This is a genomic window from Methylobacterium sp. 1030 (assembly GCF_040544715.1).
GTDB lineage: Bacteria > Pseudomonadota > Alphaproteobacteria > Rhizobiales > Beijerinckiaceae > Methylobacterium.
The window spans coordinates 240,854-259,700 of sequence record NZ_JBEPKM010000011.1 but is presented as its reverse complement, the minus strand read 5'-3'; the positions used below and the strand labels follow the sequence as shown (position 1 = coordinate 259,700).

The window sequence follows — 18,847 nt, the reverse complement described above, 5'->3', positions numbered from 1 at the left end:
GGCCGTCAGCCTTCCGGATCCGCCGGGATGCCGCTGCGGGCGAGCCACGCGCGGACCGCCGCGCGGGTCTCGCGCCCGGAAGCGTTGAGCAGGCGCTCGGGGGTGGTGAAGAAGTACGGCTGGAAGGTCTTCTGCTGCGCGTTGCGCAGGGTCGGGTCGACCCCGGCCTCGAGCAGCCTCAGCACCCAGGGATTGGCCGCGCCGACCTGTGCCGCCACGTGGAGCAGCGAGTTGCCGGTGGCGTCGATCCGGTTCAAGTCCGCACCGGCCCGCAGCAGCAGCGCGATCTGCGCCTCGCGCCGGTTCTGTACGGCGCGGAACAGCGGCGTCCACTGACCGCGCGGGCTCACCGGGTCGACCGGCGCGCCGTGGCGCAGCAGGATCTCCAGGTAGGTCGGATCCTCGACCATCGCCGCCATGTGCAGCGCGGTCTCCTGATCGAGCCCCGGCACAGACGGGTCCGCCCCCGCGTCGAGCAGGGCCGACAGCGCGCGCGGCCGCGCGTTCCAGATCGCCCATTCGAGCAGGGTGAGGTTCCGGCCGCCGCGGACGGAGAGATCCAGGCCGGGCGCCAGCGCGGCGATGCGCGCGACGTCACCGCGGGCGACCGCCGCGGCGATCGTGGCGAGAGGGGACGCCTCGAAGGCGCCGCTGTGGTCCCCGGTCGGGGTCTCCATGACCGTTCGCTCCTCGGCGCCGCCTGATTCGGCGCTGCGTGACGCGGGTCATGTGATCGATAAACACGGAGGCGCCGCAAGGCCCTCTCCGCAAGTGTCGCCGCCGGTGCGCACCGCCGGCGCACGACGTGGTCAAGAAGCGATCTCGCCGCGGCGCCGGTCGAGACCGTCCGCGGCGAGCCTCGTCGATCCCGGACTCGATGACCTAGTGCTTCAGATCGTCCGGAACCTTGCCGCCGTTCTCGGCGAGCTTCTGCATGACCTGCTTGTGCAGCCAGATGTTCATGCTGGCCGAATCGTCCTTGTCGCCGGTGTAGTGGAGCTCGTCGGCGAGCTGCTTGCGCGCGGCGAGGCCGGAATCGAGGCCCAGCAGCTTCATCAGGTCGACGATCGAGTGCCGCCAGTCGAGCGTCTGCGGGTTCTTCTCGGCGAGGCCGGTGAGCACCGCCGCGACGTCCACGGGCTCGCTGCCGCCGGCCGAGCCGGGGGCCGACGTGGAGGGCGTGCTCGTGCCGGCCGAGCCGCCGGAGCCGGCGTTGGGCGCGGGCGCGGCGTCCGCGGTGCCGCCACCGAACGGATGGAGGATCTTGCTGACGATGCTGCCGAGGAGGCTCATGGATCCGCTCCGATAATCGAGGCCCGATCTCCGCGTCGGGCGGCCATTCAACTGGCTGTGAGCCTTGGCGTTCCGCGATTCGGCAGGCTCGGGACGGTCGGCGCGGCGCGGCCCGGAGCGATCACGACCTCGGCCAGAGGGCGAGGACGAGCGCGGCCCGCTCCTCCGCGAGCGTGCCGTCCGGGACCGGGCGGCCCGCGCGGGCGTACCAGTAGCGCGCGTTGCCGTCGTCGCCCTCGACCCGGTGGAGATGGGCGTGGACCCAGGCCGCGTCGGACCCGCCGGCGTCCTGGACGAGGCGGTGCGCCCGCTCCCAGGCGGCGGAGGCCGGGCCGGACGCGTCCCGGGCGAGCCACCAGAGCGCGGCGAGCGGGGCGTCCCAGACGCTCGGCGGCTCGGACGCGGCGAGTGTCGCGGCGAAGGCGGCGGGGAGGCTCTCGGTCACGGCTGTCTCCTTCCCGGGCGTTTCAGCGGCCGGCGGCGCGCTCCGGCTGCCAGCGCCCGCGGCGCTGCCGGGCCGACCACGCGTAGCGGGCATCGCCGTCGAGGCGGTCGAGATGGTCGGAGAGGCGGTTGCGCTCGAGCCACGACAGGGCCGCCTCCAGCTCCGGGAGGGTCATGGTCGCGCGGCCCTTGCCGAGCACGCGCTTGAGAACGGCGTTGTAGCGGTGGGCGAGATTGCCGCCGCGGGGCACGCGCAGCGAGGTCTCGTCCTCGACCGCCTGGGCGGCCACCGCGGCGGCGAGCCGCTGGCGCAGGGTCCGCTCGGTGACGGAGGGCGGTTCGGGCGCGGGCGCCGCGGCGACCGGTTCGGGGAGGCACGGGCGCAGCAGGGCGTAGCGCATCCCGATCGCGTTGCTCTCCAGGGGCGTGATCCCGCCCGGCTCGTCGTCGCGCCAGCGGGTCCGCTCGGGCACGACGGCGCTCGCCGGCCGCTCGCGGGGCGGCCGGACGCTGCTGCCCTGCTCGGTCTCGAGTTCGAGGCGGAACCGCGCGAAGAGCGGGTCGTCGGGGTGGAAGATCAGCGCCTGCTGCCCGTCGTAGGGGCCGGCATGGGGATCGACCCGGGTGGCCCGGGCGAGCATCTGCTCGAGCCAGGGCCGGGAGCGGATATGGGTCAGGGCCGCGACCACCGCGACCTCCGGGGCGTCGAGCCCCTCGTACGCCATCGCCACCGTCACCAGCACGGCCGGTTCCGGCGTGAGCCGGAACGCTGCCAGAGCCGCGTGGGCGTCGCCCTGGCCGGAGGTCGCGAGACGGACATCGCGCGCGCCCTGCCCGGCCGGCATCCAGTCCCGCAGGGTCGCGAGATAGGCCCGCGCGCTCGCCTGATCGGGCGCCACCACGAGGAGCTTGCCGAGCCCCCGGGCGGGATCGCCGGGCGGGAGATCGCGCTCGGCCCGGCGCCGGGCGCGCAGGCGCTTGGTGGCGAAGAACGCCTCGCTCAGAAGGTCGCGGGCGAAGCCGGTCCGCAGGGCGGTGAACAGCGCGGGCCGGGTGGTGATCCGGACCGAGCCCGCGCCGAGCCGGTGCGGCCCGACGCGCGGGCTGTCGCCCGCGATCCGGCCGCCCTCCAGCCAACTCGCCTCGCCGTCGATGGCGCCGAACGTCACCGGCAGCACCGCCCGCTCGGCCAGCGCCTGCGCCCGCGAGTAGCCGATGACCGCGAGGCCGGGGGCGTCGAGATCGAGTTCCGGTCCGCGGCCGGGCGCGGCGGGCTGGTAGGGCAGTCCGAGAATCCGCCGCCCGTCCGCCCGCTCCAGCGTCCCGGACAGGTACAGGCGCACGGTCGCCGCCTCCATGACGGGCAGCATCGCGCGGGACCACGCCCCCGCCTCGGCATCCTCCGCGGAGGCTTCGTCGGCGCCCGGGCGACCGGGGACCGGCAGGTGATGAACCTCGTCGACCACCAGCAGGGTGCGGTGCGCCCGCGCCTCCGCGAGGTGGAGCGCCGGGGCGGCGGCGACCGCCTGATAGGTGGTGACGTAGCCGGCCAGACCCCGCGCCGGGTCGCGCTCGTTGTCGGCGGCCCGGACGCTGAGGGCGTGCCCGAAGGCCGCGCGCCACAGCGGGTCGGCGAAGGCTTCCTCGGCCTGCAGCCGCAGGGAATCCCGCGGCACCACCCAGACCACGCGCTCGACGAGCCCCGCCTCGATCAGCCGGTGCGCGGCGATGACCGGCAGCAGCGACTTGCCCCCGCCCGGCGTGACCGCCGCCAGGATCTTCCGGACATGGGCCGCCTCCCCGCTCGCCATGGCCGCGACCAGGGCCATCAGCGTGCGCTGGTGCGACCGCAGGGACGGGGCGGGACGGGTCAAGGGCCGGCGAAGCAGGGCGACATCGCCACACCGTGGCCGATCCGGATTCCTTTGTGAATCCCCGGAGTCGCGGAACGTTCGCGTTTTCGTCCCAATGGCGGAGCCGCGGGCACCGCGAGGCCGGAAGAGGGTCGACTCTGCGAGCGCGGCCGCCCGGATCGCGGCGACGCCGAGCGAAACCGCCCCGCTCTCCACGATTGCCGCGTCCGGCGAGGCGGATCGGTCCACCATAAGCGTTGACACCCGGCCCACCCCTCACCATAAGGGCGCCGCGGGCGATGCCCGCCTTGGGGGAATGTCCCGAGCGGCAAAGGGGGCGGACTGTAAATCCGCTGCGTAAGCTTCGTAGGTTCGAGTCCTACTTCCCCCACCAAGTTCTTCCCGATCCCGTCAGCCTTGTTTCGCCAGCGCGGCCTCGATACGCGCGGCCGCGGCGGCCGAGAAGCCCTTCCCCTCGAGCCCTTGTCCCGCGGCCGCCTGACCGGTGAGCGAGCGGCGCTTGCCCCCCGGCAGATGCGCCTGCCGCAGGGCGTGGGCGTCCCGGTGACTGGCATGGGTGATCGCGATGGCCAGCGCGTCGGCGGCGTCCGCGACGCGGAACTCGGCCTTCGGCAGAAGGAAGCGGACCATCGCCTGGATCTGCACCTTCTCGGCGTGGCCGGAGCCCGCGACGGTCTTCTTGATGAGGTTGGGGGCGTACTCGAACACCGGCAGTCCGGCGAGGGCCGGCACGAGCAGCGCCATCGCCCGCGCATGGCCCAGCTTGAGCGTCGCCTGGGCGTCCTTGTTGACGAAGGTCTCCTCCACGGCGACCTCGTCGGGCCGCACGGCCTCGACGACGCGGCCGATCCCCTCGAACAGCTCCCGCAGGCGCAGGGCCAGCGGAAGCTCCCCGTCCGAGGTCACGACCCCGCAATCGCCGTAGGTGAGCTTCGTGCCCTGCGCGGTGATCAGGCCCCAGCCGGTGCGGCGGAGTCCGGGGTCGATCCCGAGAATGCGGACGGCGCTGGTCATGGGGCTCCACGGCTCGGTGAACGGCCCGAGGCTGCCGTACGTATCGTGAACGCTTGGTTTCACCAAGGTTCCGAACGCGGAAGCGGTCGGCCGTGGCCGGCCCGGCACGGTGCCGGGTCGAACTCACCCCCGGCGACCGAGGAGGATCAGCGCCGTTCCGGCGAGGCAGACCGCGCTGCCCGCGAGGTCCCACCGGTCGGGCCGCTGACCCTCCGCGAGCCACAGCCACAGGACCGAGGCCGCGACGTAGACGCCGCCGTAGGCCGCGAAGGCGCGCCCCGCCGCGGGGCTGTCCACGAGGGTCAGGAGGGCCGCGAAGGCCGCCAGCGAGGCGAGGCCCGGCAGCGCCCACCAGGCCGACCGCCCGAGCCGCAGCCAGGCCCAGAACGCGAAGCAGCCGGCGATCTCGGCGAGGGCGGCGGCCGCGTAGGCGAGGAGGGTCATCGCGTCAGCTTGGCACGGCGCGCCGCGCGGGACGAGCCCGGCCCCGGGGACGGACCGCGACCGGCATTAAGCTCCCGGCAAGGAGGATCCGGTCGAGTGTCGCCATGAGCACGCATGCGAGCACCCGTGAGACCCAGGGCGACCGGCTGCTGTTTCCGGGGGACGCCCGCCTCCGCGACGCCGTCCTCGCCTGGATCGAGGCGCTGGCGCGGGAGCGGCGGATGTCGTCCAACACCGTCGAGGCGTACGGGCGCGACCTCCGTCAGTTCCTCCACCACCTCGCGTCCCGTCAGGGGACGCCGACGATCCCGATGCTGATCGGGCTCAAGGTGCGGGACATCCGCGGCTTCATGGCCGCGCGCCGGGCCGACGAGGTCTCCGGGCGCTCGCTGATGCGCATGCTGGCGGGACTGCGCTCCTTCGCGCGCTTTCTCGAGCGGGAAGGCTTCGGCACCGTCTCGGCCCTGGGCGGTGTGCGCTCGCCCAAGGTCCCGCGGCGGCTTCCCCGTCCCCTGCCCGTCTCCTCCGCGGTGGCGCTGACCGATACCGCGATCCGCGCCGGCGAGGAGCGGGAGCCCTGGGTCCTCGCCCGGGACGCCGCCGTGCTGGCGCTGCTCTACGGCGCCGGGCTGCGCATCTCCGAGGCCTTGGGCCTGACCCGCCGTGACGCACCCCTGCCCGGGGTCGATCAGGTCACCGTGCTCGGCAAGGGCGGCAAGCAGCGCATGGTGCCGATCCTGCCCGTCGTGGCGCAGGCCGTGGCGGACTACGTCGCCGCCTGTCCCCTGCCGCTGCCGCCGGAGGGACCGCTGTTTCTCGGTGCCCGGGGCGGCCCGCTCTCGCCGCGCATCATCCAGTACACGGTCGCGCGCGCCCGCGGCGCCCTGGGCCTGCCCGAGAGCGCCACACCGCACGCCCTGCGGCATTCCTTCGCAACCCATCTCCTGGCACGCCAGGGCGAACTCCGGGCGATCCAGGAACTCCTGGGCCACGCCTCGCTCTCCACGACGCAGCTCTACACGCAGGTCGACGCCGCCCGCCTCATGAGTGCCTACGCGGCGGCCCATCCGCGGGCTGGCCATTGAGCAAGATTGCTAAAAACTTCGACTTCGAGAGCCTTCATCATCGTCTATAGGCGCGTCTTCCGGTTCGCCCAGTGCAGAATCCCGCTCTTTAAGAGCTTCGTCACGATCTTCAGCCAATATGGGCAACGAACGGGATGGGGTTGGGCGGGCGTCATGGATCTTCAGGATGGGAGGGCGCCGGCACGTGTCGTAATCGCGGATTGCGATCCGGGCCGCCGCGTCTCCCTGAGAGAGATCGTCCTGCGATTCGATCCCAGCGCGGTGATCGATGAGGCGACCTCGGGTCAGGCGCTCTGCGACATCCTCCTCCGCCACCGTCCCACCCTGGCCTTCGTGGGAATGCAGCTCGACGATCTCAGCGGCCCCGAAGCCGTCGCCGTCGCGCGCCGGGCGGGTGCGGAGCCCCCCTGCCTGGTGCTGGTGGCGACCCGCGTGCTGCCGCACTGGCAGGAGATCGCCACGAGCCTCGGCGCCTACGAAGTCCTGAAGACGCCCCTCGACCCGAGCCATATCGAGCCGCTGCTCCACGCGGATGCCCGCCGTCGCGCACCGACCCGGGCCCTGCTCGCCTGCTCGACTCCGGCCGGGCGGTCGGCCATCAGCCGCGTCGTGGCGCGCAGCGGGTTCGCGATCGAGCTCGACGAGACGGATGACGGCCGCCACGCCCTCAAGCAGCTGAAGCTCGCCGCCTACGACTTCGCCTTCATCGACGTGAAGCTCGGCGGCATCGACGGGCTCGAACTGGCCTGCCAGATCCAGCCCCTCGGCCTCCCGACCCGGATCACCCTGCTGACCACGTCCGAGCTGGAGCCCGTCGCACAGGCCGGCCGCTACTTCGGCGTCGACGCCGTGCTGCGGATGCCGTTCTACGCCCGCGACATCGACCTCGCCCTGCACAACGCGCTGGGCCTGCGTCGGCCGTATCTGCTGAACGCCCTGACGGCCCCGCCCGCGCCGAGCGCGCTGCTGCGGATCGCCGACCTGCCGAATTCCAGGCGCAAGATCGCCTGACCCCGCGCCGGGCCGTCGCTCTGCGGGCCAGTCAGGTTCGAGGCGCGCGGTGTGTGACGGAACGCGAAGGCCCCCTTTCCCGCACGGGAGAGGGGGCCTTCGCGCAGGCGGTCGAGCCCGCCGAGGTAGCAATCCGCGCAGCCGTGGGCCTTGGCCCGTCAGACGTGGATGGCGCGCTTGTTGACCGCCAGCGCGGCTTCCTTGACGGCCTCGGTCAGCGTCGGGTGCGCGTGGCAAGTGCGGGCGATGTCCTCCGACGAGGCGCCGAACTCCATCGCGACCGCCACCTCGGCGATCAGGGTGCCGGCATCCGCGCCCACGATGTGCACGCCGAGTACCCGGTCGGTCTGGGCGTCGGCCAGCACCTTCACGAACCCGTCGGTGGTGCCGTTCGCCTTGGCCCGGCCATTGGCCGTGAAGGGGAATTTGCCGGCGTTGTAGGCCACGCCGTCCTTCTTCAACTCCTCCTCGGTCTTGCCGACCGAGGCGACCTCCGGGAACGTGTAGACCACGTTCGGGATCACGCCGTAATTCACGTGGCCGGACTGGCCGGCCAGCATCTCGGCGATCGCCACGCCCTCGTCCTCGGCCTTGTGGGCGAGCATCGGGCCGGCAATCACGTCGCCGATGGCGTAGATGCCGGTGACGTTGGTGGCGTAGTGGGAATCGGTGAGAATCCGGCCCTTGTCGTCCCGCTGGACGCCGACCGTGTCGAGGCCGAGGCCCTCCGTGTAGGGCGTCCGGCCGATGCAGACGAGGACCACGTCGGCCTGCAGCGTCTCCGCCGCGCCGCCCGCGGCCGGCTCGACCGTGACCGTCGCGCCGCCCTTCTTGCCGACCTCGACGCCCGTCACCTTGGTGGACAGCTTGAAGGCGATGCCCTGCTTGGTCAGGATCCGCTGGAACTGCTTGCCGACCTCGCCGTCCATGCCCGGCAGCACCCGGTCGAGATACTCGACCACGGTCACCTCGGAGCCGAGCCGGCGCCAGACGGAACCCAGCTCCAGCCCGATCACGCCGGCGCCGATGACGAGGAGCTTCTTCGGCACCCGGTCGAGTTCCAGGGCGCCGGTGGAGGAGACCACGACCTTCTCGTCGATGGTGACGCCGGGCAGGCGCGCCACGTCCGAGCCGGTCGCGATGACGATGCTCTTCGTCTCGAGCATCTGGTTGCCGCCGTCCTCGGCGATGACCTCGACGCGGCCGGCGCCGGCGATCCGGCCGGTGCCGTGGAAGGTGTCGACCTTGTTCTTCTTGAGCAGGAACTCGACGCCCTTGGTGTTGCCGGCGACGCCCTCGGCCTTGAAGGCCATCATCTTCTTGAGGTCGAGCTTCGGCGTGCCGACGTCGATGCCGAGATCGGCGAAGTGCGTGTTGGCCTCCTCGAAGGCCTCGGACGCGTGCAGCAGGGCCTTGGACGGGATGCAGCCGACATTGAGGCAGGTGCCGCCGTGCGTCGCGCGCTTCTCGACCACCGCGGTCCGCAGGCCGAGCTGCGCCGCGCGGATCGCGCAGACGTAGCCGCCGGGGCCGGTGCCGATGACGACGAGATCGTAGGACATGAGGCTTCGCTTCCGCTCGGTCGTGCCGCGTGCGAGACGGGCAGGGAATGTCAGGTGGGGCTTGGCCTCAGCGGCCGCCGCCGATGTCGAGGATGGCGCCCGTGGTGTAGGAGGCCTCGTCCGAGAGGAGCCACACGATCGGTGCGGCCACCTCCTCGGCGGTGCCGGCCCGCTTCATCGGGACGCCGGGGCCGAGACGCTCGACCCGGTCCGGCTCGCCGCCGCTGGCGTGGATCTCGGTGGCGATGATGCCGGGCGCCACCGCGTTGACGCGGATGCCGTCGGCGGCGACCTCGCGGGAAAGCCCGATCGTCAGCGAGTCGATGGCGCCCTTGGAGGCCGCGTAGTCCACGAACTGGCCGGGGCCGCCGAGGCGCGCCGCCACCGAGGACAGGTTGACGATCGCGCCCCCTGCCCCGCCGCGCTTGATCGACATGCGCCGCACCGCCTCCCGCGCGCACAGGAAGCTGCCGACCACGTTGGTGGTCATCATGCGCTGCAAGCGGGCGACGCTCATGTCGGCGACGTCAGACTTCACGTCGACCACGCCGGCATTGTTGACGAGCGCCGCGAGGCGGCCGAGGCCGTCGGCCGCCTTGAACAGGGCGATGACGTCGGCCTCGTTGCCGACGTCGCCCTTCACGGCGAGCGCCCGTCCGCCCTTGGCCGCGATCGCGTCCACCACGCCCTGCGCGGCGGCGGCGTCCGACACGTAGCTCAGGCAGACGGCGTAGCCGCGCTCCGCCAGGAGGAGCGCCACCGCGCGGCCGATGCCGCGGCTGCCGCCCGTGACGATCGCGACCCTGTTCTCAGCGCTCGACATGGCTGCCTCAGAGGTCCAGCACGAGGCGCGCCGGATCCTCCAGCGCCTCCTTGACCCGCACCAGGAAGGTCACGGCCTCCTTACCGTCGACGATGCGATGGTCGTACGACAGGGCGAGGTACATCATCGGCCGCGCCTCGATCTTGCCGGCGCGGACCACCGGGCGCTCCTCGATGCGGTGCATGCCGAGGATGCCGGATTGCGGCGCGTTGAGGATCGGCGTCGACATCAGCGAGCCGTAGATACCGCCGTTGGTGATCGTGAAGGTGCCGCCCTGCATCTCCTCGATGGAGAGCTTGCCGTCGCGGGCCTTCTTGCCGAAGCCGGCGATCTTCTTCTCGATGCCGGCGATCGACAGGTCGTCGGCGTCGCGCACCACCGGCACGACGAGACCCTTATCGGTGCCGACCGCGATGCCGATATGGTAGTAGTTCTTGTAGACGAGGTCCTGCCCGTCGATCTCGGCGTTGACCGCCGGCACGTCCTTGAGGGCGCCGATCACCGCCTTGGTGAAGAAGCCCATGAAGCCGAGCTTCGTGCCGTGCTTCTTCTCGAAGATATCCTTGTACTGGCTGCGCATCGCCATCACGGCCGACATGTCGACGTCGTTGAACGTCGTCAGCATCGCCGCGGTGTCCTGCGCGTCCTTCAGGCGGCGCGCGATGGTCTGGCGCAGCTTCGTCATGCGCACGCGCTCCTCGCGCGCGGCGTCGTCCGGCGCCGAGGGGGCGCGCGGCAGGGTCGGACGGGCCTCCTTGGCGGGCGCCGACGGGGCCGGCCCCTTGGCGATGGCGCCGAGCATGTCGCCCTTCGTGACGCGGCCGTCCTTGCCGGACCCGCTCACCGACGACGGGTCGACACCCGATTCCCGGGCGAGCTTGGCCACCGCCGGGCCGTTGTCTCCGACCGGGCGCTGCTGGGCCGCGGGGGCGGCGGCATCGCCGTGGTTGCCGTAGCCGGCGGACGATTCCTGGGCCGGGGCCTCGGCCTTCGCGGGCGCGGCGGCCTTCGGGGCCTCGCTCCGGCTCTCGGCCTTGGTCTCGGCGCTCTCCTTCGGGGCGGCCTTCTTGGCCGTGCCGCCGCCGGCTCCGGCCTCGACGATCGAGCCGAGCAGGGCACCGGGCTCCACGGTCTCGCCGTCCTTGACCAGGATCTCGCCGAGCTCGCCGGCCGCCGGGGCGTTCACCTCCAGGGTGACCTTGTCGGTCTCGAGCTCGACGATTGGCTCGTCGGCCGCGACCGTGTCGCCGGGCTTCTTGAACCAGCGGCCGATCGTGGCCTCGCTCACGGATTCGCCGAGGGTCGGGACGAGGATGTCGGTTGCCATGCTCTCTTCTGCCCCGCGGGGGGCCTCCTCTGGATGTCGGGCCGCGACGTCAGCGCCGCAGGATCAGGGATGGAACGGGCGAGACGGTGTACCGGAAGCCTGCCTGCGCCATCAGGACGGGATCTGCTTCGCCGAGCGCCTCGGCCCGGGCCGCGTCGTCGGCCTCGACCATGGCCAGGCCCCAGGTGCCGCCGGACTCGAAGACGGGTCCGACCGCGATGGCGGTGCCGGCGGCCGCCTGCTCCATCCAGTAGCCGGAATGCGCCGAGAACAGCGCCTTCTCGACCTCCGTCGCGTCGAACGGGAAGCTCGGGGGGGGGGGCGGTTCCAAGCGGAGCAGGAAGTAGGCCATGGCCGGACGATCAGACCGCCAGGGCCTCGTTGAGGAAGGCCTGGAGCTGCGCCTGGTGCTTCGACATCTGGCCGACCGCCGTGGAGGCGGAAGCCGGACGGCCGACGTAGCGGGCGCGCTTCACCGCGGAGCCGGCCTGGCCGAGCACCCACTCGAGGTAGGGCTCGACGAAGGACCAAGCGCCCATGTTCTTGGGCTCCTCCTGGCACCAGATCACGTCGGCGTTGCGGAACCGGGCCATCTCGTTGGCCAGCGCCTTCAGGGGGAACGGGTAGAGCTGCTCGACGCGCATCAGGTAGATGTCATTGAGGCCGCGCTTCTCCCGCTCCTCCAGCAGGTCGTAGTAGACCTTGCCGGAGCACAGCACGACGCGGCGGATCTTGTCGTCGCGCACGAGCTTGTTCTGCGCGCCCTCCTCCTCGGCGTCGTCCCAGAGGACGCGGTGGAAGGTCGAGCCCTCGGCGAGCGCGTCGAGGTTCGACACGGCGCGCTTGTGGCGCAGCAGCGACTTCGGCGTCATCAGGACCAGCGGCTTGCGGAAGTCGCGCTTCAGCTGCCGGCGCAGGATGTGGAAGTAGTTCGCCGGCGTCGTGACGTTGGCGACCTGCATGTTGTCCTCGGCGCAGGCCTGGAGGTAGCGCTCCAGGCGGGCCGAGGAGTGCTCGGGCCCCTGGCCCTCGTAGCCGTGCGGCAGCAGCAGCACGAGGCCCGACATGCGCAGCCACTTGCGCTCGCCGGACGCGATGAACTGGTCGATCACCACCTGGGCGCCGTTGGCGAAGTCGCCGAACTGGGCCTCCCAGAGGACCAGGGCGTTCGGCTCGGCGAGCGAGTAGCCGTACTCGAAGCCGAGCACCGCTTCCTCGGAGAGCATCGAGTTGATGATCTCGATCGCGGCCTGCCCCTCGCGGATGGCGTTGAGCGGCGTGAAGCGCTGCTCGTTCTCCTGGTCGATCACCACCGCGTGGCGCTGCGAGAACGTGCCGCGCTCCACGTCCTGACCCGACAGGCGGACCCGGTTGCCGTCGAGGAGCGTCGCCCCGAAGGCCAGGGCCTCGGCGGTCGCCCAGTCGATGCCGACCCCCGTCTCCACCGCCTTGGCGCGGTTGTCCATGAAGCGCTGGATCGTGCGGTGCAGGTGGAAGCCGGGCGGCGCCTGCGTGATCCTGCGCCCGATCTCCTGCAGGGTCCCGGCCGGCACGGCGGTGCGGCCGCGGCGCGGGTCGTCCACGTCCTCGTGCACGGCCTTCACGCCGGACCAGCGGCCGTCGAGCCAGTCGGCCTTGTTCGCCTTGTAGTTGTTGGCGACGTCGAGCTCGCTGTCGAGCATCCCGCGGAACTCGGCCTTGCGGGCGTCGAGCGCCTCCTGGGTCACCGAGCCGTTCTCGACGAGCTTGCGGCCGTAGCTCTCCAGCACCGAGGGATGCTTGCGGATCCGCTGGTACATCTTCGGCTGGGTGAAGGCCGGCTCGTCGCCCTCGTTGTGGCCGAAGCGGCGGTAGCACAGCATGTCGATCACGACCGGCTTGCCGAACTTCTGCCGGTACTCCACCGCGACCTTGGCGGCGAAGGTGACGGCTTCCGGATCGTCGCCGTTGCAGTGGAAGATCGGCGCCTCGACCATCTTGGCGACGTCGGACGGGTAGGGCGAGGAGCGCGAGAAGCGCGGATCGGTCGTGAAGCCGATCTGGTTGTTGATGATGAAGTGGACCGAGCCGCCGGTGCGGTGGCCCTTCAGGCCCGAAAGGCCGAAGCACTCCGCCACCACGCCCTGGCCCGCGAAGGCGGCGTCGCCGTGGATCAGGAGCGGCAGCACCGTGCGGCGCTCGATGTTGGGCTTGGCCCACTGGTCCTGCTTGGCGCGGACCTTTCCGAGCACCACCGGGTCGACGATCTCGAGGTGGGACGGATTGGCGGTGAGCGACAGGTGGACGTTGTTGCCGTCGAAGGCGCGGTCCGAGGACGCGCCCAGGTGGTACTTCACGTCGCCCGAGCCCTCGACCTCGGCCGGGGAGGCCGAGCCGCCCTTGAACTCGTGGAACACCGCCCGGAAGGGCTTGGCCATCACGTTGGTGAGCACGTTGAGCCGGCCGCGATGGGCCATGCCGAGCACGATCTCGCGCACGCCCAGCGCGCCGCCGCGCTTGATGATCTGCTCCAGCGCCGGGATCATCGCCTCGCTGCCGTCGAGGCCGAAGCGCTTGGTGCCGGTGTACTTGAGGTCGAGGAACTTCTCGAAGCCCTCGGCCTCGATCAGCTTGTTGAGGATCGCCCGGCGCCCCTCGGGGGTGAAGGAGATCTCCTTGTCCTTGCCCTCGATGCGCTCCTGGATCCACGCCTTCTCGGCGGGATCCGAGATGTGCATGAACTCGACGCCGAGGGTCTGGCAGTAGGTCCGCTCCAGGATGCCGACGATCTCGCGGATCGTGCCGAACTGCAGGCCGAGGACGTTGTCGAGGAAGATCGGACGGTCCCAGTCGGCCTCCTCGGTGAAGCCGTAATGCTGCGGGTGCAGCTCCTCGTGATCGCCCCGCGGCGCGAGCCCCAGCGGGTCCAGCTTGGCGTGCAGGTGGCCGCGCATCCGGTAGGAGCGGATCAGCATGATCGCCCGCACCGAATCCTTGGTCGCCTGCTCCACCGACACGCCGGTGGTGGCGGTGACGCTGTCCTGCGGCTTGCCGGGCTTGGGCTCCTTGGCTTCCCGCGCGACGATCTTGTCGCCGATCGCCTTCTCCAGGGCGCCCCAGTTGCCGTCGAGCGCCGAGACCAGCTCGCCGTTGAGCGGCACCGGCCAGTGCGGCTTCTCCCAGGAGGCGCCGGCGGCGTTCTTCTCGACCAGGGTCTCGTCCTCGCCGAGCCCCTTGAAGAAGGTCTGCCACTCCGGATCCACCGAGGACGGGTTGCGGGCGTAGGCCGCCTGCAATTCCTCGATGTAGGCGGCGTTGGCGCCGTACAGGAACGAGGTTTCGAGGAGCGCTTCGTTCACGTCCTGGCGTGCCATGGTGCGTCCATCCTGATCGCGCGGGCAGGCTCCCCTGCCCTCCGGGCTCCCCGTCAGCGCGGCGGAGCGCCCTCGAACCGAAACGGGGCGGGTGACCGCCCCGCTGAGATCGTCTGCACGCCCGATATGGGCGTCGCGGCCCTGCGATGGCCGCGACGCAGGCGCGCGGGCCTTTAGCCCTTCAGCACCTCGACGAGCGTCGAGCCCAGCCGGGCCGGCGACGGCGACACGCGGATGCCCGCGGCCTCCATGGCGGCGATCTTGTCCTCGGCGCCGCCCTTGCCGCCCGAGATGATCGCGCCGGCATGGCCCATGCGGCGGCCCGGAGGCGCCGTGCGGCCGGCGATGAAGCCGACCATCGGCTTCTTGCGCCCGCGCTTGGCTTCGTCCTTGAGGAACTGCGCCGCCTCCTCCTCGGCCGAGCCGCCGATCTCGCCGATCATCACGATCGACTCGGTCTTCGGGTCGGCGAGGAACAGCTCCAGCACGTCGATGAACTCGGTGCCCTTCACCGGGTCGCCGCCGATGCCCACCGCCGTGGTCTGGCCGAGGCCGGCATTGGAGGTCTGGAACACCGCCTCGTAGGTCAGCGTGCCCGAGCGGGACACGATGCCGACCGAGCCGGGCCGGAAGATGTTGGCCGGCATGATGCCGATCTTCGACTCGCCGGCGGTGACGATGCCGGGGCAGTTCGGCCCGACGAGGCGCGACTTCGAGCCCGTCAGCGCCCGCTTCACCCGCACCATGTCGAGCACCGGGATGCCCTCCGTGATGCAGACGATCAGCGGCACCTCGGCGCTGATCGCCTCGCAGATCGCGTCGGCGGCACCGGGCGGCGGCACGTAGACCACCGAGGCCTCGGCGCCGGTGGCCTCGCGCGCCTCCGCGACCGTGTCGAAGACCGGCAGGCCGAGATGGCTGGAGCCGCCCTTACCGGGCGACGTGCCGCCGACCATCTTGGTGCCGTAGGCGATGGCCTGCTCGGAGTGGAAGGTCCCGTTCTTGCCGGTGAAGCCCTGGCAGATGACCTTGGTGTTGGCGTCGATCATCACCGACATGATCAGGCTCCCTTCACGGCGGCGACGATCTTCTGGGCGGCGTCGTCGAGGTCGTCCGCCGGGATGACGTTGAGGCCGGAATTGCGGATGATGGCCTTGCCCTGCTCGACGTTGGTGCCCTCGAGGCGCACCACCAGCGGCACCTGCAGGCCCACCGCCTTCACGGCCGCGATCACGCCGTTGGCGATCACGTCGCACTTCATGATCCCGCCGAAGATGTTGACGAGTATCCCCTTCACGTTCGGGTCGGCGGTGATGATCTTGAACGCCGCCGTGACTTTCTCCTCCGAGGCGCCGCCGCCGACATCGAGGAAGTTCGCCGGCTCCTCGCCGTAGAGCTTGATGATGTCGAGCGTCGCCATGGCGAGGCCGGCGCCGTTGACCATGCAGCCGATCGTGCCGTCGAGCGCGATGTAGGCGAGGTCGTACTTGGACGCCTCGATCTCCTTGGCGTCCTCCTCGGTCTCGTCGCGGAGCGCCATGATGTCCGCGTGCCGGTAGAGGGCGTTCGAATCGAAGGCCATCTTGGCGTCGAGGCACTTGAGGTGCCCGTCGGCGGTCAGCACCAGCGGGTTGATCTCCAGGAGGCTCATGTCCTTGGCCACGAAGGCCGCGTAGAGCTTCTCGGTCAGCGCGGCCGCTTCCTTGGCCTGGGCGCCCGACAGGCCGAGCGCCTTGGCGACGGCGCGGCCGTGGTGGGGCATCACGCCGGTGGCCGGGTCGACCGCGATCGTGTGGATCTTCTCGGGCGTGTCGTGGGCGACCGCCTCGATGTCCATGCCACCCTCGGTGGAGACCACGAAGGCGACGCCGCCCGTGGCGCGGTCGACCAGCATCGAGAGGTAGAACTCCTCGGCGATCTGGGCGCCTTCCTCGATGTAGAGGCGGTTGACCTGCTTGCCGGCCGGGCCGGTCTGGATGGTCACCAGCGTCTGGCCGAGCATCTCTCCGGCGAACTGCTTGACCTCGTCGATCGACTTGGTGACGCGCACGCCGCCCTTGGCGCCCTCGGGCGCGCCCTTGAAGGTGCCCTTGCCGCGGCCGCCCGCGTGGATCTGGCTCTTCACGACCCAGACGGGGCCGCCGAGCTCCTTGGCGGCGGCCTCGGCCTCCGACGGGTTGAAGATGGCCACGCCGCGGGAGACGGGCAGGCCGAACTCCTTCAGCACGGCCTTGGCCTGATATTCGTGGATATTCATCGGAGCCTCGTAAGGAGGAGCGAATAGGTGGCAGCGGGCGGCGCGTAGAGAAATCGAGTGATCGAGATTCGAATCTCCGACCGCTACGCGCTGCCCGGTATCCGCTTACCGGTCAGGCGAGGCTGCTGTCGACGCCCTTGCAGGCCTCGATGAGTCCCGTCACCGAGGCGACCGACTTGTCGAACATGGTCTTCTCGGCCGCGTCGAAGGTCACCTCGAGCACGCGCTCCACGCCGTTGGCACCGATCACGATCGGCACGCCGATGAACATGCCCTTCACGCCGTACTGGCCGTCGAGGTAGGCGGCGCAGGGCAGGACCCGCTTCTTGTCGCGCAGGTAGCTCTCGGCCATGGCGATGGCGGAGGCGGCGGGCGCGTAGAAGGCCGAGCCGGTCTTGAGCAGGTTGACGATCTCGCCGCCGCCCTTGCGGGTGCGGTCGACCATGGCGTCGAGCTTCTCCTGGGTGGTCCAGCCGAGCTTGACGAGGTCCGTCAGCGGCACGCCTGCCACCGTCGAGTAGCGGGTCAGCGGCACCATGTCGTCGCCGTGGCCGCCGAGCACGAAGGCCGTGACGTCCTCCACCGACACCTTGAACTCCTCGGCGAGGAAGTGGCGGAAGCGCGCCGAGTCGAGCACGCCGGCCATGCCGACGATCTTGTTGGTCGGGACGCCCGAGAACTTCTGCAGCGCCCACACCATGGCGTCGAGCGGGTTGGTGATGCAGATCACGAAGGCGTCCGGCGCGTGGGTCTTGATGCCCTCGCCGACGGCCTGCATGACCTTGAGGTTGATGCCGATCAGGTCGTCGCGGCTCATGCCGGGCTTGCGCGGCACGCCGGCGGTCACGATCACCACGTCGGCGCCCTTGATGGCGGCGTAGTCGCTGGCACCCGCGTAGGTCGCGTCGAAGCCCTCGACCGGGGCGGCCTCGGCGATGTCCAGCGCCTTGCCCTGCGGCACGCCGTCGACGATGTCGAACAGCACCACGTCCCCAAGATCCTTGAGGCCGGCCAGAAGGGCCAGGGTGCCGCCGATCTGGCCGGCGCCGATGAGCGCGATCTTGTTGCGAGCCATGTCGGATGTGTCTCCGCTGAGTTCGACTTCGGTGATGCGTTGCGCGAGGCCGGAGCCGCTCGTCCGTCAGGGTCCGAGGCCGGATTCGCCACTCTGAAATCTGCGCGGCTGTGTGGCCGAAAAGCACCGTGGCTTCAACCCGATGAGGGCCGCGCGGGCGGCGCGTCCGGGCCGTCGGATCGCCCTCGAGCGTCCCGACGGTGCCTCCGAAACGTCAACGTCGCGAGTGTTTTAGGTGCAGTGCACCCTGGCGCGGGACGGCCGCGAAGCCGCGATGACAGATCTGAAATCCTGTCATTTCGGGTCGCGGCGGGCGGCGTGCGGCGCGGGAGGGCGCACGAACGACGAAGGCCCGGACGGTCTGTCCGGGCCTTCGAGAGAGCCTGTGGGTACGCGCCGGATCAGAGGATGCCGGAGCGCAGGACCCGCTGGATCGCGTGGATGACGGCCCCGAACCGGGCCTCGATCAGGTCGCGCGGCACCTCGGCATCGTGCTGGATCGCCAGCGGATGCGTGAAGCGGTAGCTCGCGTCGAAGATGTAGGCGATCGCCCGTTCCCGGTCCCGGGCCGAGAAGATCCCGGAGGTGATGCCCTCCTCGACCACGCGCTCGACGAGGCTGCGCAGCCGCACGCGGTGCCGCCGGGCGATCGGCCGTGCCGAGACGGTGGCGTCGAGATGGACCGCGAACAGGTTCGGCTCGTCGAACAGGGCGTCCCGCTGGACCGTCGCGAGGGCGGTCAGGAGGCGCTCGATCTTGTCGTCGGCGGGATCGGGCGCGTCGGCGATGCCGGCGAGCCGGGCTTCGACCTCGCGCAGCCAGCGGCCCGCCACCGCGTCGAGGAGCGCATCCTTCGACGGGAAGTAGCGGTACACGTTCGCGTGCGTCATACCGGCCTCGGCGGCGACGGCCACGACCGTCACGCGCTTGGGCCCGAGCCGCGAGAGGTGCTCGGTGGCGATCCCGAGGAGCCGCACGTCGGCCGCGACCGGCGCCCGCGGGCGGGCGGGACTGGCCGCCTCACCGCTCTCGCGGAGTGTGCCGGATTCGGCGTCGGCGACGGTGATCTTGGCCTTGGCGCTGAGCGCCTCCTCCTTGGACCCGTCGGACTCTGGCTTGAGGAAAGGAAGCGGAAGGCGGGAAGTGGACAGGTGGTAGGGCGAGACGGACCCCCATCATACCGGCTGAAGCGTCCCGGCGCTTCGCGTTGACGTTACGGCTTCCCCCCGGGAGCCCGGTTACCTGAGCGGATTAGGACCGCTTAAACACCCCTATGTGTCAGTTT

17 protein-coding genes and 1 tRNA gene are annotated in these 18,847 nt (G+C 71.0%); 3 read left to right on the top strand and 15 right to left on the bottom strand.

The genetic code is table 11. From position 1 onward, the window contains the following. Window positions 1-5: 5 nt before the first annotated feature. The 4 genes from ABIC30_RS18205 to ABIC30_RS18190 form a co-directional block, all read right to left on the bottom strand. Window positions 6-677: an ankyrin repeat domain-containing protein gene (locus ABIC30_RS18205; protein ID WP_354455888.1), complete on the bottom strand. Its 672-nt coding sequence runs from the start codon at window positions 675-677 to the stop codon at window positions 6-8. A gap of 205 nt (window positions 678-882) precedes the next feature. Continuing rightward, on the bottom strand, window positions 883-1,293 hold the full coding sequence (locus tag ABIC30_RS18200; RefSeq protein WP_103985380.1) for a DUF3597 domain-containing protein: 411 nt from the start codon (window positions 1,291-1,293) through the stop codon (window positions 883-885). Between the two features lie 121 nt (window positions 1,294-1,414). Continuing rightward, window positions 1,415-1,738, bottom strand: coding sequence for a hypothetical protein (locus ABIC30_RS18195; protein ID WP_042671911.1), 324 nt, complete (start codon window positions 1,736-1,738; stop codon window positions 1,415-1,417). A 22-nt stretch (window positions 1,739-1,760) separates the two neighbouring features. Next, entirely contained in the window at window positions 1,761-3,611 is a 1,851-nt protein-coding gene (locus tag ABIC30_RS18190) for a DEAD/DEAH box helicase (protein WP_354455887.1), read from the bottom strand. A gap of 289 nt (window positions 3,612-3,900) precedes the next feature. Here ABIC30_RS18190 and ABIC30_RS18185 point away from each other — a divergent pair. After that, a tRNA-Tyr gene (locus tag ABIC30_RS18185) sits at window positions 3,901-3,984 on the top strand. 17 nt (window positions 3,985-4,001) lie between these two features. Here ABIC30_RS18185 and ruvC read toward each other — a convergent pair. Both ruvC and ABIC30_RS18175 read right to left on the bottom strand, forming a co-directional pair. Further along, entirely contained in the window at window positions 4,002-4,625 is a 624-nt protein-coding gene (gene ruvC, locus ABIC30_RS18180) for a crossover junction endodeoxyribonuclease RuvC (RefSeq protein ID WP_020093735.1), read from the bottom strand. A 123-nt stretch (window positions 4,626-4,748) separates the two neighbouring features. Then, entirely contained in the window at window positions 4,749-5,069 is a 321-nt protein-coding gene (locus ABIC30_RS18175) for a YnfA family protein (RefSeq protein ID WP_020093734.1), read from the bottom strand. A 104-nt stretch (window positions 5,070-5,173) separates the two neighbouring features. Between ABIC30_RS18175 and ABIC30_RS18170 the strand changes: the two genes are divergently transcribed. After that, window positions 5,174-6,154: a tyrosine recombinase XerC gene (locus ABIC30_RS18170; RefSeq protein ID WP_354455886.1), complete on the top strand. Its 981-nt coding sequence runs from the start codon at window positions 5,174-5,176 to the stop codon at window positions 6,152-6,154. 261 nt (window positions 6,155-6,415) lie between these two features. Next, a complete protein-coding gene (locus ABIC30_RS18165) occupies window positions 6,416-7,165 on the top strand; it encodes a response regulator (protein WP_020093732.1) in 750 nt (249 codons plus the stop codon). Between the two features lie 158 nt (window positions 7,166-7,323). On the opposite strand, the gene lpdA is transcribed toward ABIC30_RS18165, so the two are convergent. From lpdA to ABIC30_RS18120, 9 genes are all read right to left on the bottom strand, one after another. Beyond that, window positions 7,324-8,727 carry a dihydrolipoyl dehydrogenase gene (gene lpdA, locus ABIC30_RS18160; protein ID WP_354455885.1) on the bottom strand — a complete coding sequence of 468 codons (1,404 nt, stop codon included), beginning with the start codon at window positions 8,725-8,727 and terminating at the stop codon, window positions 7,324-7,326. A 67-nt stretch (window positions 8,728-8,794) separates the two neighbouring features. Further along, entirely contained in the window at window positions 8,795-9,550 is a 756-nt protein-coding gene (locus ABIC30_RS18155) for an SDR family oxidoreductase (RefSeq protein ID WP_020093730.1), read from the bottom strand. Window positions 9,551-9,557: 7 nt separating this feature from the next. Continuing rightward, window positions 9,558-10,877 carry a 2-oxoglutarate dehydrogenase complex dihydrolipoyllysine-residue succinyltransferase gene (odhB, locus tag ABIC30_RS18150; protein WP_020093729.1) on the bottom strand — a complete coding sequence of 440 codons (1,320 nt, stop codon included), beginning with the start codon at window positions 10,875-10,877 and terminating at the stop codon, window positions 9,558-9,560. A gap of 49 nt (window positions 10,878-10,926) precedes the next feature. After that, window positions 10,927-11,229 (bottom strand): YciI family protein, encoded by a 303-nt coding sequence (locus ABIC30_RS18145; protein ID WP_354455884.1) that lies wholly within the window; start codon window positions 11,227-11,229, stop codon window positions 10,927-10,929. Window positions 11,230-11,239: 10 nt separating this feature from the next. Next, entirely contained in the window at window positions 11,240-14,230 is a 2,991-nt protein-coding gene (locus tag ABIC30_RS18140) for a 2-oxoglutarate dehydrogenase E1 component (protein WP_020093727.1), read from the bottom strand. A 173-nt stretch (window positions 14,231-14,403) separates the two neighbouring features. Beyond that, window positions 14,404-15,288 carry a succinate--CoA ligase subunit alpha gene (gene sucD / locus ABIC30_RS18135; RefSeq protein WP_010685286.1) on the bottom strand — a complete coding sequence of 295 codons (885 nt, stop codon included), beginning with the start codon at window positions 15,286-15,288 and terminating at the stop codon, window positions 14,404-14,406. A 2-nt stretch (window positions 15,289-15,290) separates the two neighbouring features. Further along, window positions 15,291-16,487, bottom strand: a complete 1,197-nt coding sequence (gene sucC, locus ABIC30_RS18130; protein ID WP_020093726.1) for an ADP-forming succinate--CoA ligase subunit beta — start codon at window positions 16,485-16,487, stop codon at window positions 15,291-15,293. A 112-nt stretch (window positions 16,488-16,599) separates the two neighbouring features. Beyond that, entirely contained in the window at window positions 16,600-17,562 is a 963-nt protein-coding gene (mdh, locus tag ABIC30_RS18125) for a malate dehydrogenase (RefSeq protein ID WP_042671902.1), read from the bottom strand. Between the two features lie 401 nt (window positions 17,563-17,963). Further along, window positions 17,964-18,539: a TetR family transcriptional regulator gene (locus tag ABIC30_RS18120; RefSeq protein ID WP_012317921.1), complete on the bottom strand. Its 576-nt coding sequence runs from the start codon at window positions 18,537-18,539 to the stop codon at window positions 17,964-17,966. Between the last annotated feature and the right edge of the window lie 308 nt (window positions 18,540-18,847).

Coding starts and splice junctions, on each gene's coding strand:
- odhB (WP_020093729.1), bottom strand. CDS start 10,877: ATGGCAACCGACATCCTCGTCCCGACCCTCGGCGAATCCGTGAGCGAG.
- mdh (WP_042671902.1), bottom strand. CDS start 17,562: ATGGCTCGCAACAAGATCGCGCTCATCGGCGCCGGCCAGATCGGCGGC.
- ABIC30_RS18155 (WP_020093730.1), bottom strand. CDS start 9,550: ATGTCGAGCGCTGAGAACAGGGTCGCGATCGTCACGGGCGGCAGCCGC.
- sucC (WP_020093726.1), bottom strand. CDS start 16,487: ATGAATATCCACGAATATCAGGCCAAGGCCGTGCTGAAGGAGTTCGGC.
- lpdA (WP_354455885.1), bottom strand. CDS start 8,727: ATGTCCTACGATCTCGTCGTCATCGGCACCGGCCCCGGCGGCTACGTC.
- ABIC30_RS18175 (WP_020093734.1), bottom strand. CDS start 5,069: ATGACCCTCCTCGCCTACGCGGCCGCCGCCCTCGCCGAGATCGCCGGC.
- ruvC (WP_020093735.1), bottom strand. CDS start 4,625: ATGACCAGCGCCGTCCGCATTCTCGGGATCGACCCCGGACTCCGCCGC.
- ABIC30_RS18170 (WP_354455886.1), top strand. CDS start 5,174: ATGAGCACGCATGCGAGCACCCGTGAGACCCAGGGCGACCGGCTGCTG.
- ABIC30_RS18205 (WP_354455888.1), bottom strand. CDS start 677: ATGGAGACCCCGACCGGGGACCACAGCGGCGCCTTCGAGGCGTCCCCT.
- sucD (WP_010685286.1), bottom strand. CDS start 15,288: ATGTCGGTGATGATCGACGCCAACACCAAGGTCATCTGCCAGGGCTTC.
- ABIC30_RS18200 (WP_103985380.1), bottom strand. CDS start 1,293: ATGAGCCTCCTCGGCAGCATCGTCAGCAAGATCCTCCATCCGTTCGGT.
- ABIC30_RS18140 (WP_020093727.1), bottom strand. CDS start 14,230: ATGGCACGCCAGGACGTGAACGAAGCGCTCCTCGAAACCTCGTTCCTG.
- ABIC30_RS18145 (WP_354455884.1), bottom strand. CDS start 11,229: ATGGCCTACTTCCTGCTCCGCTTGGAACCGCCCCCCCCCCCGAGCTTC.